The organism is Desulfosporosinus paludis, assembly GCF_045689965.1.
In the GTDB taxonomy this organism is placed as follows: Bacteria; Bacillota; Desulfitobacteriia; order Desulfitobacteriales; family Desulfitobacteriaceae; genus Desulfosporosinus; species Desulfosporosinus paludis.
The window spans coordinates 160,849-178,247 of record NZ_CP144211.1; the positions used below are offsets into that span (position 1 = coordinate 160,849).

The 17,399-nt window shown below is 38.4% G+C and carries 15 protein-coding genes and 1 pseudogene; 4 read left to right on the forward strand and 12 right to left on the reverse strand.

Features of this window, described 5'->3' with window-relative positions:
• The first annotated feature begins 2 nt into the window (after positions 1–2).
• Positions 3–1,424: a PLP-dependent aminotransferase family protein gene (locus VZF35_RS00775; protein WP_407310077.1), complete on the forward strand. Its 1,422-nt coding sequence runs from the start codon at positions 3–5 to the stop codon at positions 1,422–1,424.
• A 65-nt stretch (positions 1,425–1,489) separates the two neighbouring features.
• On the opposite strand, the gene VZF35_RS00780 is transcribed toward VZF35_RS00775, so the two are convergent.
• The 8 genes and pseudogenes from VZF35_RS00780 to VZF35_RS00815 all read right to left on the reverse strand — a co-directional run bounded on the left by VZF35_RS00780 (position 1,490) and on the right by VZF35_RS00815 (position 8,602).
• A complete protein-coding gene (locus tag VZF35_RS00780) occupies positions 1,490–2,023 on the reverse strand; it encodes a GNAT family N-acetyltransferase (RefSeq protein WP_407310079.1) in 534 nt (177 codons plus the stop codon).
• A gap of 381 nt (positions 2,024–2,404) precedes the next feature.
• Entirely contained in the window at positions 2,405–3,409 is a 1,005-nt protein-coding gene (locus VZF35_RS00785) for a GGDEF domain-containing protein (protein WP_407310081.1), read from the reverse strand.
• 583 nt (positions 3,410–3,992) lie between these two features.
• Positions 3,993–4,190: pseudogene (locus VZF35_RS00790) on the reverse strand (helix-turn-helix transcriptional regulator); the annotation flags it as partial.
• Positions 4,191–4,841, reverse strand: a complete 651-nt coding sequence (locus tag VZF35_RS00795) for an NAD(P)-dependent oxidoreductase (RefSeq protein ID WP_407310083.1) — start codon at positions 4,839–4,841, stop codon at positions 4,191–4,193.
• A gap of 378 nt (positions 4,842–5,219) precedes the next feature.
• On the reverse strand, positions 5,220–5,840 hold the full coding sequence (locus VZF35_RS00800) for a DUF3786 domain-containing protein (RefSeq protein WP_407310085.1): 621 nt from the start codon (positions 5,838–5,840) through the stop codon (positions 5,220–5,222).
• A gap of 105 nt (positions 5,841–5,945) precedes the next feature.
• Positions 5,946–7,073: an epoxyqueuosine reductase gene (locus VZF35_RS00805; protein WP_407310087.1), complete on the reverse strand. Its 1,128-nt coding sequence runs from the start codon at positions 7,071–7,073 to the stop codon at positions 5,946–5,948.
• Between the two features lie 189 nt (positions 7,074–7,262).
• Positions 7,263–7,652: a MarR family winged helix-turn-helix transcriptional regulator gene (locus VZF35_RS00810; protein ID WP_407310089.1), complete on the reverse strand. Its 390-nt coding sequence runs from the start codon at positions 7,650–7,652 to the stop codon at positions 7,263–7,265.
• 194 nt (positions 7,653–7,846) lie between these two features.
• Positions 7,847–8,602 carry a class I SAM-dependent methyltransferase gene (locus tag VZF35_RS00815; protein WP_407310091.1) on the reverse strand — a complete coding sequence of 252 codons (756 nt, stop codon included), beginning with the start codon at positions 8,600–8,602 and terminating at the stop codon, positions 7,847–7,849.
• Between the two features lie 216 nt (positions 8,603–8,818).
• Between VZF35_RS00815 and VZF35_RS00820 the strand changes: the two genes are divergently transcribed.
• Positions 8,819–9,970 (forward strand): DUF4317 family protein, encoded by a 1,152-nt coding sequence (locus VZF35_RS00820; protein WP_407310093.1) that lies wholly within the window; start codon positions 8,819–8,821, stop codon positions 9,968–9,970.
• A 113-nt stretch (positions 9,971–10,083) separates the two neighbouring features.
• Here VZF35_RS00820 and VZF35_RS00825 read toward each other — a convergent pair whose 3' ends face one another.
• From VZF35_RS00825 to VZF35_RS00835, 3 genes are all read right to left on the reverse strand, one after another.
• Positions 10,084–12,003 carry an OPT family oligopeptide transporter gene (locus tag VZF35_RS00825; protein WP_407310095.1) on the reverse strand — a complete coding sequence of 640 codons (1,920 nt, stop codon included), beginning with the start codon at positions 12,001–12,003 and terminating at the stop codon, positions 10,084–10,086.
• 293 nt (positions 12,004–12,296) lie between these two features.
• A complete protein-coding gene (locus VZF35_RS00830; protein WP_407310097.1) occupies positions 12,297–13,367 on the reverse strand; it encodes a M24 family metallopeptidase in 1,071 nt (356 codons plus the stop codon).
• A 74-nt stretch (positions 13,368–13,441) separates the two neighbouring features.
• Entirely contained in the window at positions 13,442–13,912 is a 471-nt protein-coding gene (locus tag VZF35_RS00835) for an SRPBCC family protein (protein WP_407310099.1), read from the reverse strand.
• Between the two features lie 133 nt (positions 13,913–14,045).
• Between VZF35_RS00835 and VZF35_RS00840 the strand changes: the two genes are divergently transcribed.
• Entirely contained in the window at positions 14,046–15,242 is a 1,197-nt protein-coding gene (locus VZF35_RS00840; protein ID WP_407314860.1) for a cache domain-containing protein, read from the forward strand.
• Between the two features lie 312 nt (positions 15,243–15,554).
• Complete coding sequence (locus VZF35_RS00845; RefSeq protein ID WP_407310101.1) at positions 15,555–16,454, forward strand: formate/nitrite transporter family protein; 900 nt, start codon at positions 15,555–15,557, stop codon at positions 16,452–16,454.
• A 72-nt stretch (positions 16,455–16,526) separates the two neighbouring features.
• Here VZF35_RS00845 and VZF35_RS00850 read toward each other — a convergent pair whose 3' ends face one another.
• On the reverse strand, positions 16,527–17,399 hold the full coding sequence (locus VZF35_RS00850; protein ID WP_407310103.1) for a dimethyl sulfoxide reductase anchor subunit family protein: 873 nt from the start codon (positions 17,397–17,399) through the stop codon (positions 16,527–16,529).

Sequence of the window (17,399 nt, forward strand, 5' to 3'; positions counted from 1 at the left end):
TAATGGATAATAGGTTAGGTGGAAAAATGTTTATATTAGACTATCGTAGCCGTCAACCGTTACACAAGAAAATCTATCAAAAGCTTAAAAAGCAAATATTATCAGGGGAATTGCAGCCTGATACAAAACTTCCATCGATAAAAAATTTTTCGCTCGAATTATCTGTAAGCCGCAATACAGTTGAACATGCCTATCAGCAATTGTGTGCTGAAGGATATATACACAGTAGGCCAAGAAGTGGCTATTATGTTTCATCAATAGATCCCGAATTCCTTCCAAGGGATCTCTGTAAAATCCACACTGCCCATCAAGAAGTATCCGGCTTCGAAAAATTGTATTCTTATGATTTTCATCCTGCCATTCTTTCAGCCGAAAGCTTTCCAGTTAACCTATGGCGTAAACTTTATCTTGATTGTTTAAAGGAAGATCCAAAACAATATTCCAACTATAAAGATCAACAAGGTGATTTTGCATTACGTTGCGAGATACAAAAATATCTGGCGCGTTCTCGTGACGTTTCTTGTGATCCTGAGCAGATAGTCCTTTGCTCAGGGCTTCAAGATAGTCTTTCCAAAGTAGCGTTAATATTGCAAGAAAATCATTCTGCATTCGCTATCGAAGATCCAGGCTATTTTGTTCCCAAAAAGGTTTTCCAGAATCATTCCTTTTCTATTACCCCTGTGCCCATCAATTTGAACGGTCTCGACCTAAATTCATTACAGAATACCAACAGCACCGTTGTTTATGTCACTCCATCCCACCAATTCCCATTAGGCTATGTAATGCCTGTCACGAATCGACTAAAATTAATCGATTGGGCTGAATCTGTCGGCGGAGTCATTATTGAAGATGACTATGATAGTGAACTAAGGTATTCCGGCAAGCCAATTCCGTCGCTGCAAGGATTGCACCCACAAGGAAATATAGTATATGTTGGCACTTTTTCTAAGGTATTATCCCCTGCACTTCGAATAAGCTATATGGTTCTGCCATTCCGCTTACTCACAGTGTACCGCAGGCTATTTTCCGATTATTTCACGAATGTCTCCTTCTTAGAGCAGAGAACACTTTATAAGTTTATGGAACAGGGGTATTGGGACTGTCATTTACGTAAGATGCGAATCGTTTATAAGAAGAAACACGATGCACTCATTCAATCGATCCATCATCATTTCGGTTCTCAAGGTAATATTATTGGGCAAGGGGCAGGCCTTCACGTTGTTTTAGAGCTCGTTGGAAATCCTCTTAATGAAGAGGAACTTATCGAACGTGCTCAGGCGAGAGATATTCGATTATTCTCCCTCTCCGGGACCTATTTCCATAATAATTGTATCTCTTCACAAGTCATGCTTGGATTTGGCAGTATGACTTGTGAAGAGATTGATCAAGGGATTGAGTCATTATATCAATCGTGGTTTTTATAAAAATGCCGTGCTCTTGCTGTCCAGTTTCGGTACACATAAAAACTATCATTCATTCCAAATTCAAGTTAAATCCCTAAGGTAATCCAATATCTTCTGAGCTGCTTATTTTTTTCTTCGCTAAATATTACCGATTCAAAAACTCCTCCATTATTCTCAATAACTCTTTGGGATGCAATATTGTCCTCATTACATGTAATTAAAACCTTATCTAAATTAATCATTGCTGCCTTTTCAAGTGCAAGCTTCAATAGAGTATTCCCATAGCCCTTTCTCCTGGATAGGGGAGAAATATCATAGCCTATATGGCCAGCATATTTCCTAACAAATTCATTATTTAAGGATGTACGTATTCTTACGACTCCTCTAATTTGATCATCCATATCGGTTAACCAATAAGTGTATGAAGGTACCCAACTAGCAGGTACACCGATCCCCTTTGAGTTATTCTTCAATTTCAAAACATATTGATTGAAATTGCTTAAAGCCTCTTTATACATTTCATAATAATCCTTTTCACCATGCGCGCTATATTCATAAACCATTTTCTCGAAACTTTCTCTATATCGTTCTTGCGGTTCAACAAGAAATAATTCTTTCATTCTCGTTAGTTCCTCCATTCAAAGATTTAGGAGTATACCCAAAGGTATGTTATCAAGATCAACTTTCGGCACATCGAAATAATTTGCCGACAATGAGAAATCTGCCTTTATGGGAGCTTATTGACAGCCTGCTTTGTTCAGGCACAGGTTCGCCAAGTTTTAAGCTGGCGGATAAATAAATTATTAGAACAGGCATTTAATGCAGGAGAGTCACTTACTAAATAAGAATACATGCCTTGTGTCATTTTAACTTAAAGACTACTAACTCAACCACCGAGATCATGCGTTAAAATTGATTTCGGTGGTTGAGTTTTGTTTCAACGTACATGTACCCTGAGTCCCCTGACAGTAAGCAGTGGATGTAGAAAGTAACTAACCTTATTATGCGAGGATAATACAATTTCTTCCACGACTTTTTCCTACATATAGTGCATTGTCCGCTTTTTTTATTATATCTTCAATCATTTCATAGTCTTGGCTCTCGGTTACCCCAAAGGTCATCGTAATTGACACTTGAACCCCATTATATTCAATAATTTGTTCTTCTATGATTTTCTTTACTCGAGCCACAAGTATGTGTGCTCCTTCAATTTCAGTTTCCGGAAGTAAGAACAAAAATTCCTCCCCACCCCACCTGGATACAAAATCATGTTCTCGAACAGCATCCTTGAGGCTATTCGATATCACTTTAAGAACATGATCCCCACAGTCATGTCCAAAGGTGTCATTTATCTTCTTAAAATAATCGATATCTGCAATGATAAGTGAAAACTTCTTTGTATTCTTTTTAGAATTTATGTACTCACTTTCAATCTTCTCCATAATGAACCTTCTGTTATATAGCCCGGTTAAAGGATCTGATCTGGAAATCAGCTCCAGTTTCTCCATGTCATATTGCATACATATTATTCGAGATGCTGATGATATCCCTGCAAATATAAAAACATAGCCTAAAATGATAAATACTAAAAGCAAAAGCATATTCCAGGTGAAGTTTAAATTTTTTAAGCCCCCAATCGATGTCGTATAATTATTGATTAACAATAGAAAAGCAAATACTGGGTAAAGAGACATAAATCCTATCGTTTTATTGGATACTTTGCTGAGAACTTTTTTGTATTGATTACTTATAAAGAAGTAAGCAGTTAATAATAGTAATATTTGAAAACACTCTCTAAGCAGATAGATAAGATTAAGATTATATACAATGTCATTAACACCTGAAACTATTGTTGCAATTTTAACAGAAACAACCAAACAGATTGTTGAGAACATCCAAATGCTAAACATTGCAAATATCTTTTTTGATATTGATTCCTTAAATACAACGTGAATATAGGCTAAATAGAAACAAGAAATCAGATATAAAACATATTCTATAGTCACCGGATTATGGATATACTTTTCTACACAAATATTCATAACGTACGTAACTATTGTAGTTAGGATAAAAGCATTTATACAAAAAACTATTGATTTTCTTCTTGTAAGCAAGACATGCGTTGTAAAAGTATTAAATAACCCGATAAAAAACAAATATATTACTGAAGAGAATATCAAATACAATCCCCCATATCCAGAATTATGGAACTGTCAAGTTGAGTTCAGTGGTTAATTGATCCAAACCAAATTCTATATTTAATAGATATATCTCAAGTTCTTCCTGCATTGTTCTTAGTAAAGCATTCCACATTTTTCGTTCATATCCTCTTCTTAATTACTGAAATAATCCAGGAAATATAACCGTCATATTAAATCAATCTCTGGTAGTTCATACGCTACCTCTTCCCACGCCCCATTACTATGTATGCAACCCGACACATGAGAGACTTTTCATTATATTTATGACAGTTTTCAAAATTAGCACTGTCTTAACGTGGGAATTCTTCTTCTTCAAAAATTAAAACCTGCCGTAAAGATAGGCAGGTTTTAATTTTAAAAGTACTTTGTCTGTCTCCGGATTTTAGGTTACGGTTAAGCTTTGCAAGGCAAACAATAGTTCATTTTGTTCAATTTCCGAAAGAACAGATTTATTGAGTATATAATCATCTAATAAGGCTATGCCGCCGCCCTTTCCTTGACTTGCATAAATAGGTATTCCAGCTGGTGAAAGTGTATCGATATCCCGCTATATCGTTCTTACGGATACCTCAAACCGTTTAGCCAACTAATAAGCGATACCAATTCGCGTTTTCAAATGGTCTGTACATAAAATCTGTTTACAAACTGCATCAGCAACATCTGAAATAGAAATGGCCTTTCCATCCTGAGGTAAAATGTCACGTTTTATTCTATAACATCCTGTGAAAATTCCGTTTGTTAGTTTAGGGGGACAAATGATTGTCCACTGAACATTTGACTCGCTTAATAAGCGAAACACTTTATGGTGTTCTTCAGCAGCCCCTGTTGATTTTCGCTTTGACTCTTTCGATTGATAACGCAATAAACCAGGATCAATTTGGCTTTGTAAAATACCTGAGGTGCCAACAGTTATAATCCGTTTGATCATCTGCTTTTTCATTTCTTCAAGAATGAGGTGCATACTATCAGATAAGGTCGTCGTTCCGTCAGTACTTAGAGCACTTATTACAACCTGAATGCCGGATAAAGCTTTAGCGATGTCTTCTTTATTTAAGACATTGCCATTAATTAACGTTAGACGTTGATCAGGAATTATTTTAAGAGGCTGACGTACTAACGCAGTGACATTATGCTCGCCTTGCAAAACATTCTTAAGAACATGACCACCCACCCTGCCGGTTGCGCCAAGTATTACTATATTGATTGAGGGTACCTCCTTAAAATTCTTAAATATCATTCTATAAGCTTACTATAGGACATTCTCTAAACACGATCAATCTTCTTATAAAAGGATTCATGCTGCTGTTTGCCAGCAAAGCATGAGAAATCGCTCTCAATTATTCAAAGCAACCGAGAACTTGAACGTATAGAAAAATCAATCTTAATTTCAATCATTTTTCAGTTCTCCTTAAGGTATATTTCAGCTTACCTTAAGGTGTATTTCAGTTGTCTCATTTATGATTAAAACAAATCATTTAAACGCAAAGGAGACGATCAGATGTATAATTTTCAACTCATACCCCATGAAAGAGTATTTCTCATAACTATGGGAGGGCTAATAACTGATCAAGAGAGTCATAAATATATGGAGGATTTACCACGAAAATTGAAACATTCAAGATGAAAGTGCCTGCCGCTTTAACTTTTCAGCCAAATACATTCCGAGACCGATAGTGCTTTCAATATGCAAAAAATGTTCAATGCATGGCTCGTACAGGATCGTAGCATTAGCGCGAACATCTTCATCTCCTTCCCAGATAATCACACACAAAAAAATCTCGGGAAAGGCTTGGAAGGCAACGGATGCATCGCCAAATGATGCCGGTACTCCGCTCAAAGCTGCTGCGCAAGGCAATAATTGCTGGGATTGATGTCCAAATGCTTTGATGAGACTTAGAATCGAGTTTTTATAAAATGCAGGATAAAATAACATTCCGCCATTGGGTAACTCTTTAAGACTAACCCATTTTTTAGCAGTCTCTTGTGGCGCCTTTGCGTAAGTTAAATAATTAAGCATGATTATGGATGTCGTAATTTCCGGAATGTGTCCGTCTCTTTTCCGCGATATCGTCTCAGTATCGCAATCCAAGATGTACTCGGAGTTGAAAAAGGTCACAATGAATTGACGAGTATTGCTGAAGTAAGTTACAGCACGCTGAGCCGCAATCTCTTCCGGCACTTTTTTCTTTAAGTCTTGCCAGTATTTATCATAAGCAATTCGATAATTCGTTTCCACCTTATACTCCCCCATTCCCTTTTGAGTCGGTACATATCCACTGAACGGATCTATTAAGGTTATTCTAGGCTAACCCAGAATAGCCTGACTTAACTTTACTTACCTTTATCCCATTCCCACTAATGCTTCTTGTATCTCTAGTTTGACAGATTCAGATGTTTCTCCTTTAAATTTTTCTTCAAGAATTTGTTTAGCTCCTCTGCCGCCGATTTTCCCTAATGCCCAAGCAGCGTAGCTGCGTACTAATTCTTCCGGATCATCCAGAGCGATGACCAAATCAGGAACATTCGCTGGATCTCCTAAATTGCCAAGAGCAATGGCTGCATTCCGCTGGAAGTATTTCTTCTCTCTAAGGTAATTGTACATCAGTGGTTGTATTCTTGTGGAGTAAAACTCATCCGTGGGATTGAGCATTTGAGTGAGACTAAAATCCCTAGCTACTTTCACTAAAAACTCATCATCCGATCGATTTGCTTTTAACTTAGCTTGATTGCGGGGACACACCTCTTGGCAAATATCACAGCCATGAACCTTAGTCCCCATTTTAGTACGGATTTCAGGGTCAATATGACTGCCCGCTATGCGCTCTTGGGTCATAAATGTGTTAAATGCTATACAACGTCGAGGGTCCAATTTTAGCGGTTCATAAATAGCTTGAGTCGGACAAGCTTTCATGCAGGCAGAGCATCCTTCAGGGCAACCGATCTCGACGGTAGGTTTGTCGTATTCAAGCTCCTTGTCAACTACGAAGGACGTAAGATAGATAAAGGACCCCATTCCTTCAGCGTAAGCGAAATTATTTCTTCCATAAGTTACGATGCCTGCTTTCGCCGCCACCAATCGTTCAGGCAAGCTAATCTTCTCTCCCACTTGACAACCCATTTTGCGCAGAAAATTTTTCATTAATTCCGGCCTGGCACCATTGATACGTTCAGGCGGTGCATTATAACACCTTGCTTGATAGATACGACCAATTTTACCAATCAGTTCCTGAGGGAAGTTTTTCTGTGCATAGTCATAGACAGTCGTAATGATAGATTTAGCCGTAGGCATCAGCGAACGTGGTTCTGCTGCAACGAGTGGCCGAGACGGACTTTTGATATAAAAAGAATACATCTCTTGTCTCTTAGTTAAATCAGCCATGTATTCAGGAAAACTATCGGCAGGAATAATCCCTACTTTGCTATAGCCAATATCTAGGGCAAATTCTTTAATTTGTGTAGTTAATGACATGCTAATTTCTTCTCACTTTCGTTTTGCTCATTATCGGAGCATATCCATGACAACCATAACCACTTACAGTCCTACTGTCTTACCCTCTACTTTTCTGCAGAGGGTTGAAATTTCTAATTTCTTAAAGTATTTTTATGTGTATATGCACATACGGATTGAAAAAATTTTCCCGACTATTCTAAAGCCCTTCTAAACCAGTGCCTCTAATTTGGAAAGTGATAGTTCGAAACTATCTAATTCCGCCTTTCCTAAATATCCTTCTAATGACACTTGTGCTTCATTCCATAACGTCAAGGCCATGGTCAGCGCTTCTTGACCTGCATTGGTGAGAGTCACTTGTCTGGAGCGTGAATCCTCACCAGAATTTACGGTGATCAGTCCGGCATTCAGAAGTGGCTTCATATTGCGGTTTAAAGTAGTCCGATCGATACGCATAATTTTTGCCAGCACACTCATACTAATAGGTTCCACCGATTCGAGATTTCGCAACAAGGAATATTGGGTAACTTTTAGTCCACTCGGTTCTAAAACCTTTTCATAAAATTGAGTCACCACCCGAGAAGCACGCCTGATATTCAAACAGTGACATGGGCTAAGAGATTTTGGCTTACAATTCATCCGCCTCATGATATTATCACCTCCCTCGTTTGAGCATAAAATGTTAGGTGTATATGCACATAATTTACTTCCTAATTTATAGCTTCCAGCTCATAATGTCAATACGTATACCGACCACAAAAGATACTAGTCAATTTAGTAAATCCTGACCAAGTTTAAATCTCCCCAATATAAACATGGGTCTTATTAGGCAACAGGATTTTACCGTTACTGCTATATTTTTCAAAAAGTCTCTTCAAACCAGCGATGAACTCTTCGTAATTTTCATCACTTTCAGATGGAGCATATGAGGAAGATAAACTGCCTCCAACGTACTCTTCTAACTTCAATAGGCTATCATTTCCAAATAATCTATGTTCACACAGACCATGTTTAAAGAAATCGGCGAATGCTTGGGGGGCAATATTAATCCCACCTGAAAAACCTTTAAAATCAGGACAGACTCGTCTAAAGAATTCGTCATTTTCTTTAATTAAAGCATTCTCTGTTACTTTACTGTTCCAGACAAGAACTACTTTTCCCTTTGGTTTAAGTATCCGCTGAAACTCTATTCTCGATTTATTTCTGTCAAACCAATGGAAAGCCTGGGCCACAGTAACAAAATCTATTGAATGATTGTGCAAGCCGGTGTCCTCTGCACTCCCATCGATGGCAGCAACATTATTGTACTCTTTACAATAAGCGTTACAAGCAGAACGCATATTATCGTTTGGCTCCACAGCATATACAAATTTCACATTATCAGCAAGTAATTTGGTTAATTTGCCTGTTCCAGCTCCAATATCGGCAATAACGGTATTTTGAGAAAACCCAACTTGATTTATAAGATAATCTATGAGCTCTTTGGGATATGACGGTCGATATTTTACGTAGTCGGAAACCTTATTAGAAAACTTCTCTTTACTATTCATACACCATACCCCTTGCAAGTTTTTCAGAGCGCTCGAAAAATTAGCCCTATAAGCACCTTTAACAATTATATCAAAAATTTCAGGTCAATTAACTGCCCAACCGCCTAAAATGTCATATTTGAGCAATGATTATTTTTGCAGTCTTTTATTGTCCTATCTAACTATGTTAATATCTAAGACGTTGAGAAAATTTATATAAAGCTAAGGGGATATAGAATGGATAAAAATGATCTCGCCAAGCTAAGAAAAGAATTTAGGGCAGGCAATGACGGACTTAAATTAAAGGAAATTTGCAGCGTTTATATCCAAAAAGACAGTGCTCAAATTCTTGGAGTAGAGACTGAATACTTCGAGCAAATGGACGAATTAAAACAGGAGTTTTACCTGAAAGGGTTTAAAAAGCTCATTACAGGTCAACTGGACAGTAAGATTTTTGAACTGAGTTTTGCGGACAACAAACTCGGTGAAAATCCAGAGCAAAAGGTGCTGTTTAACGCCCTGCACTCGGATTTTAAAGAGCAGATTGGGTACATTGTGCAAAAAATCACGGGTCACAGTGAGTCTTACGAATCGGATTATATGATTTCATTTACCCGTGGGGAGTTTTGGATTCCTGCAAAAAATGAAGTGGACCAAGACGATGTGGCAAAAAATGATGTGGTGAATGTTTTTGAATTTGTAATGGGTACTGTCAATTTGGTGGCTATCCCGAAACGGGCGTTAATGTTTGACTTTGAGGAGAAGAACTTTAGAGTTGATATTCCGATGAATGTCTATATTAATGCCTTATCACCCGAAGAGGGGTTTGTGTTCCCTTCCATGAGTGAGGGGTATGCCGATTCCAATAAGGTCATTTATTATACCAAGAAAGATAATCAACCCAATGAAGCTTTCATTCACCATGTTCTAAATTGCGAAGTGATTCCAACAGCTCAAGATGATAAAGAACGGTTTTTAACGATTATCAAGGATGTCACCGGAGATCAGGTTGAACCTGAAGTAATTGCCAATGTTTATGAACAGATAAGTGAATACATCATTGATGCAAATGAAGACAGTGAGATTCCGACCCTTGGAGTCAAAGCCATTGAACAAATTCTTGTTAAAAGCGGGATTGAAGATACACGTAAACTAGAAAGTGCATTTTTAGAAAATACCGAAAAGGCGAATTATGAATTTAAGGCAACCAACCTGCTACCAAGCAGTAAAGTGATTGAAATCAAATGCAGCGTCGCACAAATTAGGATTCGACATGAGGAGCTAAAACGCATTAAACAAGTCAAGAAGAATGGGCGACAATACCTGCTAATTGAGATTGACGACCCTGCAATCCTAGAAGGCTTTGAATTAAGTACAGAAGAATTTTAAAAGTGTCCAACCTCGTAAGGGGGTGCGACAGGCATCCCTGGTTTAAATTAACTAGGGATGCCTGTCAACAACTTATTATTAACATAGCTTAACTATTATTTAAAACTTTTCGTTTACTTAGCATCTTTCACCTTACTGTTTACTATAGGGATTATGGTAGCTATTACTAGAACCACTAATATCAGAAATGCCATTCCGTTAGAAGCAGCAAAGCCACTTGGCTCACCTACTTTTATAACACTTAATACTTGAAGTATTATACCGACAAGTCCTATTATAGAGCCACCAGCAACAAGCCCTGAAGATAAACCAATACCATTCGAAACTTTAACTTCTTTATCTTTTTCAGATTTGGAAGTTCTTTCTACGAGCAAACGAATTAACGCACCTATCAATATTATAGAAGTTGTAGATATTGGTAAGTAGAATCCTATAGCAACTGTCATTACGGGAAGGTTTAGGAGGAATAAAACAATTCCCATAACAGTACCAACAATTATCATAACCCAAGGCAATTTACCGGAGATTATACCAGCAGTTAAGGTTGCCATTAAGTTAGCTTGCGGTAATGCAAATGGAACGTTTTCACCGGTCATTGCAAGTTGATCGGCAAGCAATAATATAGTCCCAGTGACTACTGCAACACCAACTATACCTGCTATAGCAAAGTGTTTTTGCATTTCGTTTCTGTCTCCGCCAATTATGAAAGCAACTTTTTGTGATTGACAGTAACCACCAGCTGTAGCTATAGCAGTAACTATAAATGTACCAAATAGAAGTAAAGACCTGTTGTTTTCAGGACTTATCCATCCCATTGCTACAAATAATAATGTTACAAGAACTAACGAAGCTATAGTCATACCAGATACAGGAAGGTTTGAAGTTCCTATAGTACCAGTTAAACGACCAGAAACAATAACAAATAGTAACGATAAGAATAATGATAAAATAGAAGCAGCTATTGCCATAAATATATTACCGCCAGATACCAGGAAGCCTGCAACAAAACCTATTACTATTCCACAAAGTAATAACAAGTTTGTAGCTGATGATCTATCATCACTATTTGAAGACTTAGCATTGAGAGTTTCTTTAATAGAAGATACTATAGTAGGTATAAGCTTTATTGCACCTATTAATCCACCAGAAAGCATCATACCAGCGCCAATATATTTTACATAACTTCCAGCAATTGTATTAACTTTCATAGCGTTTATAGCAACACCAGGATTATTCCATACGGCGATACCATCTTTGGCAAGAGCTGAGAAGTAACCTATTAACGACAGAATACCGAAGTTAGCTAATATTGAACCAACAAACATAGTTAAGGAAACCTCTAAACCAACTATGAACCCTATACCTAATAATAAAGGATTAACTTCAACTTGAAATCTCCACTTGTAGGTAGATTCGTTTATATAGCTTATAACGTTGTTAGCGACATTTAAAAATGAACTAGTTAAAACAGTTATAATGCCACTTATTCCGAACCCGATTCCCATGTACTTAAGAGATTCTCCAGCGCCTTCTGAAGCAACAAGTGTTTCAGATATAGCCATAGACTCAGGATACATTAATTTGCCATGTTCTTCTATTATTAGGAAATTATAAACAAGGGAAGCTATTGCTATACCGAACAAAACCCCACCTACACCAACAGCAAAGCTTTCTAAAAAAGAAACTTTTGAACCTATTAAAAGAATTGCTGGTAAAACGAATATCATACCACTGGCAATTGATTCTCCACCACTGGACATACCTTGAATTAGGTTTTTTCCAAGAATGCCTTTATGTTTAGCAAATGCAGCTACAAGTACAGAGCCAAGTATAGAGCCAGGTATACCAGCGGCAACAGTAAGACCTGATTTCATACCTGAATAGGCAGTAGACGCTGCAAACAAAGCAGCCAAAACAACGCCAATTATTAATACTGCAACATTTCCTCCTGATTTTGAACTACTAGAGATATATGGTATATAATCTTTGCCGGTTACGCCACCATATGCATCTTTAGGTAACTTTTTGTCCATAATTTATGCCTCCCATTATATTTTGTCTCTATATAGTAACCCAATTCCACATAATATATTTTTTAAGATATCCCAAAAATGATTTCTTGATTTATAAAACTGCATTATGCTGCTAATTAGAATTGAATTAAACCGCTGACGCGGTGGTTATATAATGGATAAATGAGAGTTTAATTTAATCAGAAGTTAGGCGTAAAAAAACTCAAGCCCAAATAGAGCTTGAGTTTATAGGTTTTATATCCATACACCCGTAATTATTGGATTGAAATTAACAAACGAAGGTCTTTCTTTGATCAGTCTATCACTTGCAGTTCCTTAGGATACTGATTGAGGACCTCGCAGCCACCCTCAGTGACCATCACTAAGTCTTCAATTCTCACCCCAAATTCCCCGGGCAGATAAATTCCAGGTTCAACCGAAAAGATCATGCCAACTTCAAGCGGAATATCCGAGGCAAGGCTTACATCAGGAGGCTCGTGACATTCGAGTCCGATTCCATGACCCAAGCGGTGGGTAAAGTACTCGCCATACCCACCCAGCGTAATAATATCCCTTGCCGCTTTATCTATTTCAGAAAGTAATACGCCCGGTTTTATTCTGGAAATAGCCGTTTCGTTGGCAAGCTTCACAAGATCATAAACCTGGCGCTGCTTGTCGGAGACGGTTTTGTAAAAAACTGTTCTAGTCATATCGCACCAATAACGATTTATGGGGGTGAAAATATCAAGAATTATGCTGTCACCTGCCTTAAGAGCTGTACCATCGCCGCAGTGATGAGGGTCTGAGCAATTTGCACCAAAGCAAACAATCTGTGTACCCTCACAATCGGCACCCCTTTGAATAAAATGCTGATTTACTTGAGAGGCAAGATAATTCTCTGTCACGCCTTCTTTGAGCATGGCGATAACCGATCCGACAACCTGATCATTGATTCGGGAATTGTTGCGCATAAGCGTAATTTCAGTATCATCTTTCATCTTTCTCGCCAGATCTACAGGTGCAGAACCCTGAACAGGCACAATGTCATTTCTTAGTTCCATCAGTTCGATCAGGAACTTGCTGCACCAAAACTTATCAATCCCCAGTTTTCCCGGTTTGACAGCCTCTGCTAAACTCTTGACAGGATTATCGCTGTCCTGATGGCAAATCAGAGGCAACTCAGGCATACTTTTAAGCCCGAAAATTTCATTTCCAAACAGAATAGCTCTGCCTGAAACATCAAGATACAGGGCAATCATGCGCTCATGAGGCTCGATCCAAAAACCCGTTAGGTAATACAGCGAAGCGGTAGAAGACACTAGGATCTGCGTAAGCCCTGCTTTTTTCATATTCTCCGTAATACGATTGATTCGTTGTTGATTCATCGCTCTTCTCTCCTTTTTTCCATGTCTCTATTATAGCTCATTCTTATTTTTGTGTCTTACCCTACAAGTTCATTTCACTTTAGAATTTGGGATGTCTCTGCTAACCGATCTTCCAGTTGTGCAAGAACCAGGGGCCATGCTTGCTCGTGCCCATTTCTAGACTCGTTGTCCGGGAATCCGGCGTGAGTTAGTCGTAACAAAGTTTCGCCGTCACTATGTTTCAATTCTACCGTGACAACCGTCTCGGCTCCTCTAGTTCCGCCCTCACCAGTTAACCAAGTAAGTTCAACCAAACGGTCAGGCTCAAGTCTCAGAAAACGACCGTAGTGAGGATGACGTTTTCCATCGAAGGATGTTTCAAAAAAGAAAAGAGAGTTGACTTCTGCTTTCATTAAAACTGATCCCGGCATTGCGAACCAGAGATCAAATTGTTCGGTCCAAGCTTTGTATAATACTTTAGGGGAGAACGGCATTGTTCGCTCCACGGTAAGATTGAAGGGCCGTGATGATAAATCAGGAATGCTAACTGGTTTAATTTGGTTCATAGTTACTCTCCTTTGTTGTCAGAATTCGTATACTTCTCAAAAATAATTTAAAGGTTTTCTAACCTTGTTCGGCGAACATATATTATTTTACCTACTCTCTCTGCCTAATATAGAAAGGAAAGAGGCTGAATATATGCGTTCACTTAAACAGCAAATCCTGATACTTCTTCTAGGTTCACTCGTATTGCTTGCCACTTGCTTTATCGTCAGTTTCGGTTGGTTTATGAAAGATCGCGCTGAAGATGCCGCTTTCATAAAAGCTCAAGCTGATTTGGCAACTTGTAAAGAAATTATTGATAAGACATATCCTGGCCCTTGGTACGAGCAAAATGGGGAACTTTACAAAGGAACCGCAAAAATCAGCCTTAATAATAATTTCGTCGATCATTTATCCTCATTAACCGGGGACACAGTTACAATATTTTTAGGTGATACAAGAGTGGCTACAACAGTTCGCGGTTCCAGCGATGAACGAGCTATTGGAACCAAGGTCTCTGCCAGCGTAGCACAGACAGTTTTACAAAACGGACAGACTTTTGTAGGAAAGGCTAACGTTGTTGGTCAATGGTATGAAACCGGTTATGTTCCCTTACGCTCAGAAAGCGGTAATATTATAGGCATGTTCTATGTAGGAATTTCACATGCCTATGACCAGCGAGCTATTAATGGATCATTAATTATCCTAGGAATCTTAGGATTATCTTTGACTTTTATAGTGGCTCTGATTACTTGGTTCTTTCTGCAGAAATTTATCATTTATCCTTTGCACAATATTATGCTAGGAACCAGGGACATTGCAACTGGACATCTCACCCAAAAAATTAAAATTTCTGGTTCCAAGGAGATTAAAGAACTTGAGAATGCTTTTAATCAGATGGTGGAACAAATCCAATCCCTGACTTCAGAAATTAACAAAACTACTTGCGACTTTGAAACTAATCTTCCAACTGATAGTGCTGATGCAAACCATAACTCGGCTGAAGGTCCTGACGATATGGTATGCAATCTAACCCCCAACGACAGTAACACTAGTAATGATAATGACGATTTTGATACCTTGGAATCTCCTCTGGCGAATTATATATCTACAGGACGCTTTAAAGGAGAAAGTTTACCAAAGGGATTGAATCAAGCAACACTGGATCATATTCTTAAGTTTGTACAAACAATTAGCCGCCCTATTTCAGCTGAGGAAGTAGCAGAAGGGGTTAAATTGACAAGAGTTACAGTCCGTCGCTACCTTGAATTTCTTGAACAGTGCGGTGTCTTAAGATCTGATCAGAAATACGGCACAGTTGGCCGTCCTCTCAAACTCTTTATCCCTTTATAAAAGAGTATAACATTATAAAGGATGGAATAAAAAGATATGCTCTCCTATGCAGAAGGTTTTTTATCATTATCCTTTCTGCCATTAGAGGGGCATATCTTTTTGTAAAGCAGCTTTTTCAATATTTACTTAATTGCTTTTATCATTTTCTTTACTCACAATATTTATAAAAAATCTTTTTAATTTTCAAAACAGAGACAATTCAGATAATACTATCTAAACTGAAAATAACCCATCTAGTTATCTGAACATACAGGAAATCGTCTATAAGTTGTCAGATCATTAGGTAATATTAAAAAGTTAGGAGTGGTCAATTTGGAGACAAAAGGATTTCTAACACCCGCAGAAATTGCCGAATCAACAATCCAGACAGGAATAAAAAAGGTAGCTCTGCCCATACCAAAACAAATACTCTTAGGGATTTTAGCAGGAGCGTTCATAGCCTTCGCAGCAGAAGGCTCAAATATGGCAGCCTTTAATTTATTCGCCAAGCCTGAAACTTATGGTCTTGGAAAGGTTCTTGCCGGAGCTGTCTTCGGAACTGGACTTATGCTGGTAATCTTGGCCGGGGGAGAATTATTTACCGGTAATACCATGATCTCAGCTGGAGTTTTTGAAGGCAAGATTAAGTTCAAAGAGATGATAAAAAACTGGGTATTCGTTTATGCAGGTAATTTTATTGGTTCAGTATTTATAGCATATCTTATGGTTCAATCCGGATTATTTAACAGTGGCTCTAATGTTTTAGGCGGCATAACCATAAAAATTGCCTCCTATAAAGTAGGATTACCTTTTATGTCTGCTTTCTATTTAGGGATTATGTGCAATTGGTTAGTTTGCTTAGCAGTTTGGATGGCCTATGGTGCAAAAGACATGGTAGGCAAAATGTTTGCCATCTTCTTTCCGATTTGGCTTTTTATCACCTCAGGCTTTGAACACAGTATAGCAAATATGTACTATATTCCAGCGGGAATCTTAAGCAAGGCAAACCCTAATTGGGTTGCTGCTTCTCATCTTGATCCTAAAACTCTCGCGGCTCTTAATTGGGAAACCTTTATCACTGGCAACTTAATTCCGGTAACTCTTGGAAACATCGTCGGTGGGGCTGTCTTTGTGGCCGGCGTCTATTGGTTGGTCTATGTCAGAACCAGCTCCAGAAAAGACTCCATTCCTGCGCTTACAAAATCCGAGTTAGAGTTGAACTCAGGGAAATAATTAAACCATCATTATTCACGCAGGATATATAATTTCGAAAGGCCTCCAGAAATCTGGAGGCCTTTCGTCGTATTAATTTAATCCAATCATTATTGACACTGCTGACCCGTAGAATACATAACGACCTATGAATTCTCCAATAATAATCAGTACGAGTGCACTATAAACCAAATTCCGAAATGCTGCTTTTTTCCCTATTTGCCTAATTGCATAGAATAGAAGCCCAGCACCAGCCAGGGATATTAGCCCTCTCAAAACTAAAAGGAAAATGTAGCTTCCGGTAAGAAGCTGAGAAGAGGCTTGAGCTGCTGCATCGCCGTTGGCAAGACCATTAATATAAAGAGGCAGATATAAGAGAGGAAGAATTACTGCAACTCCAGCAATTAAGCTGACTTTCTTCAGTTGTGCTACAACGGAAGAAGAAACTTCAATTCCTTTTGCTGCATAGACAATCAAGGCTGCGGCGCCTAAACTTCCCAAGGCGAGCATCGCCCCATAAAAGGCAACGTAGGTATTGACATTCGTCCATGCCGGGCGAACTGAATGGCTGTATATATTAACCATGCTAAAAATAGCAGCCAAACCGATTAATGAAGTAAGCCAACCCAGAGCACTCGCATTGTTTTTTTGATAGCTTCTGTAACTTACAAACCAAAAAACCAGAAAACCACCCGCTGTTAGAATTTCTCGGCTGAGCCAAGAGGAACCCAAATTTAGAATAGATCGGTACGCTCCTGAAGGTGTGCCTAAATGGAAAAGTGAAAAGACTAAGGACAGTACCATCAGCGCCCCCACCGCCTTAAAACCTGGGTTCGTTAATTTCATTGCCATTGGGGCATCTTGCTTTGCCAGAAAGGCACGCACAAAAACAAGTATGATAAAACTACCAATGGCCAATTGGCTGATGAGGGTAAACATCATTAAAGGCCATTCTTCAGCAAACAT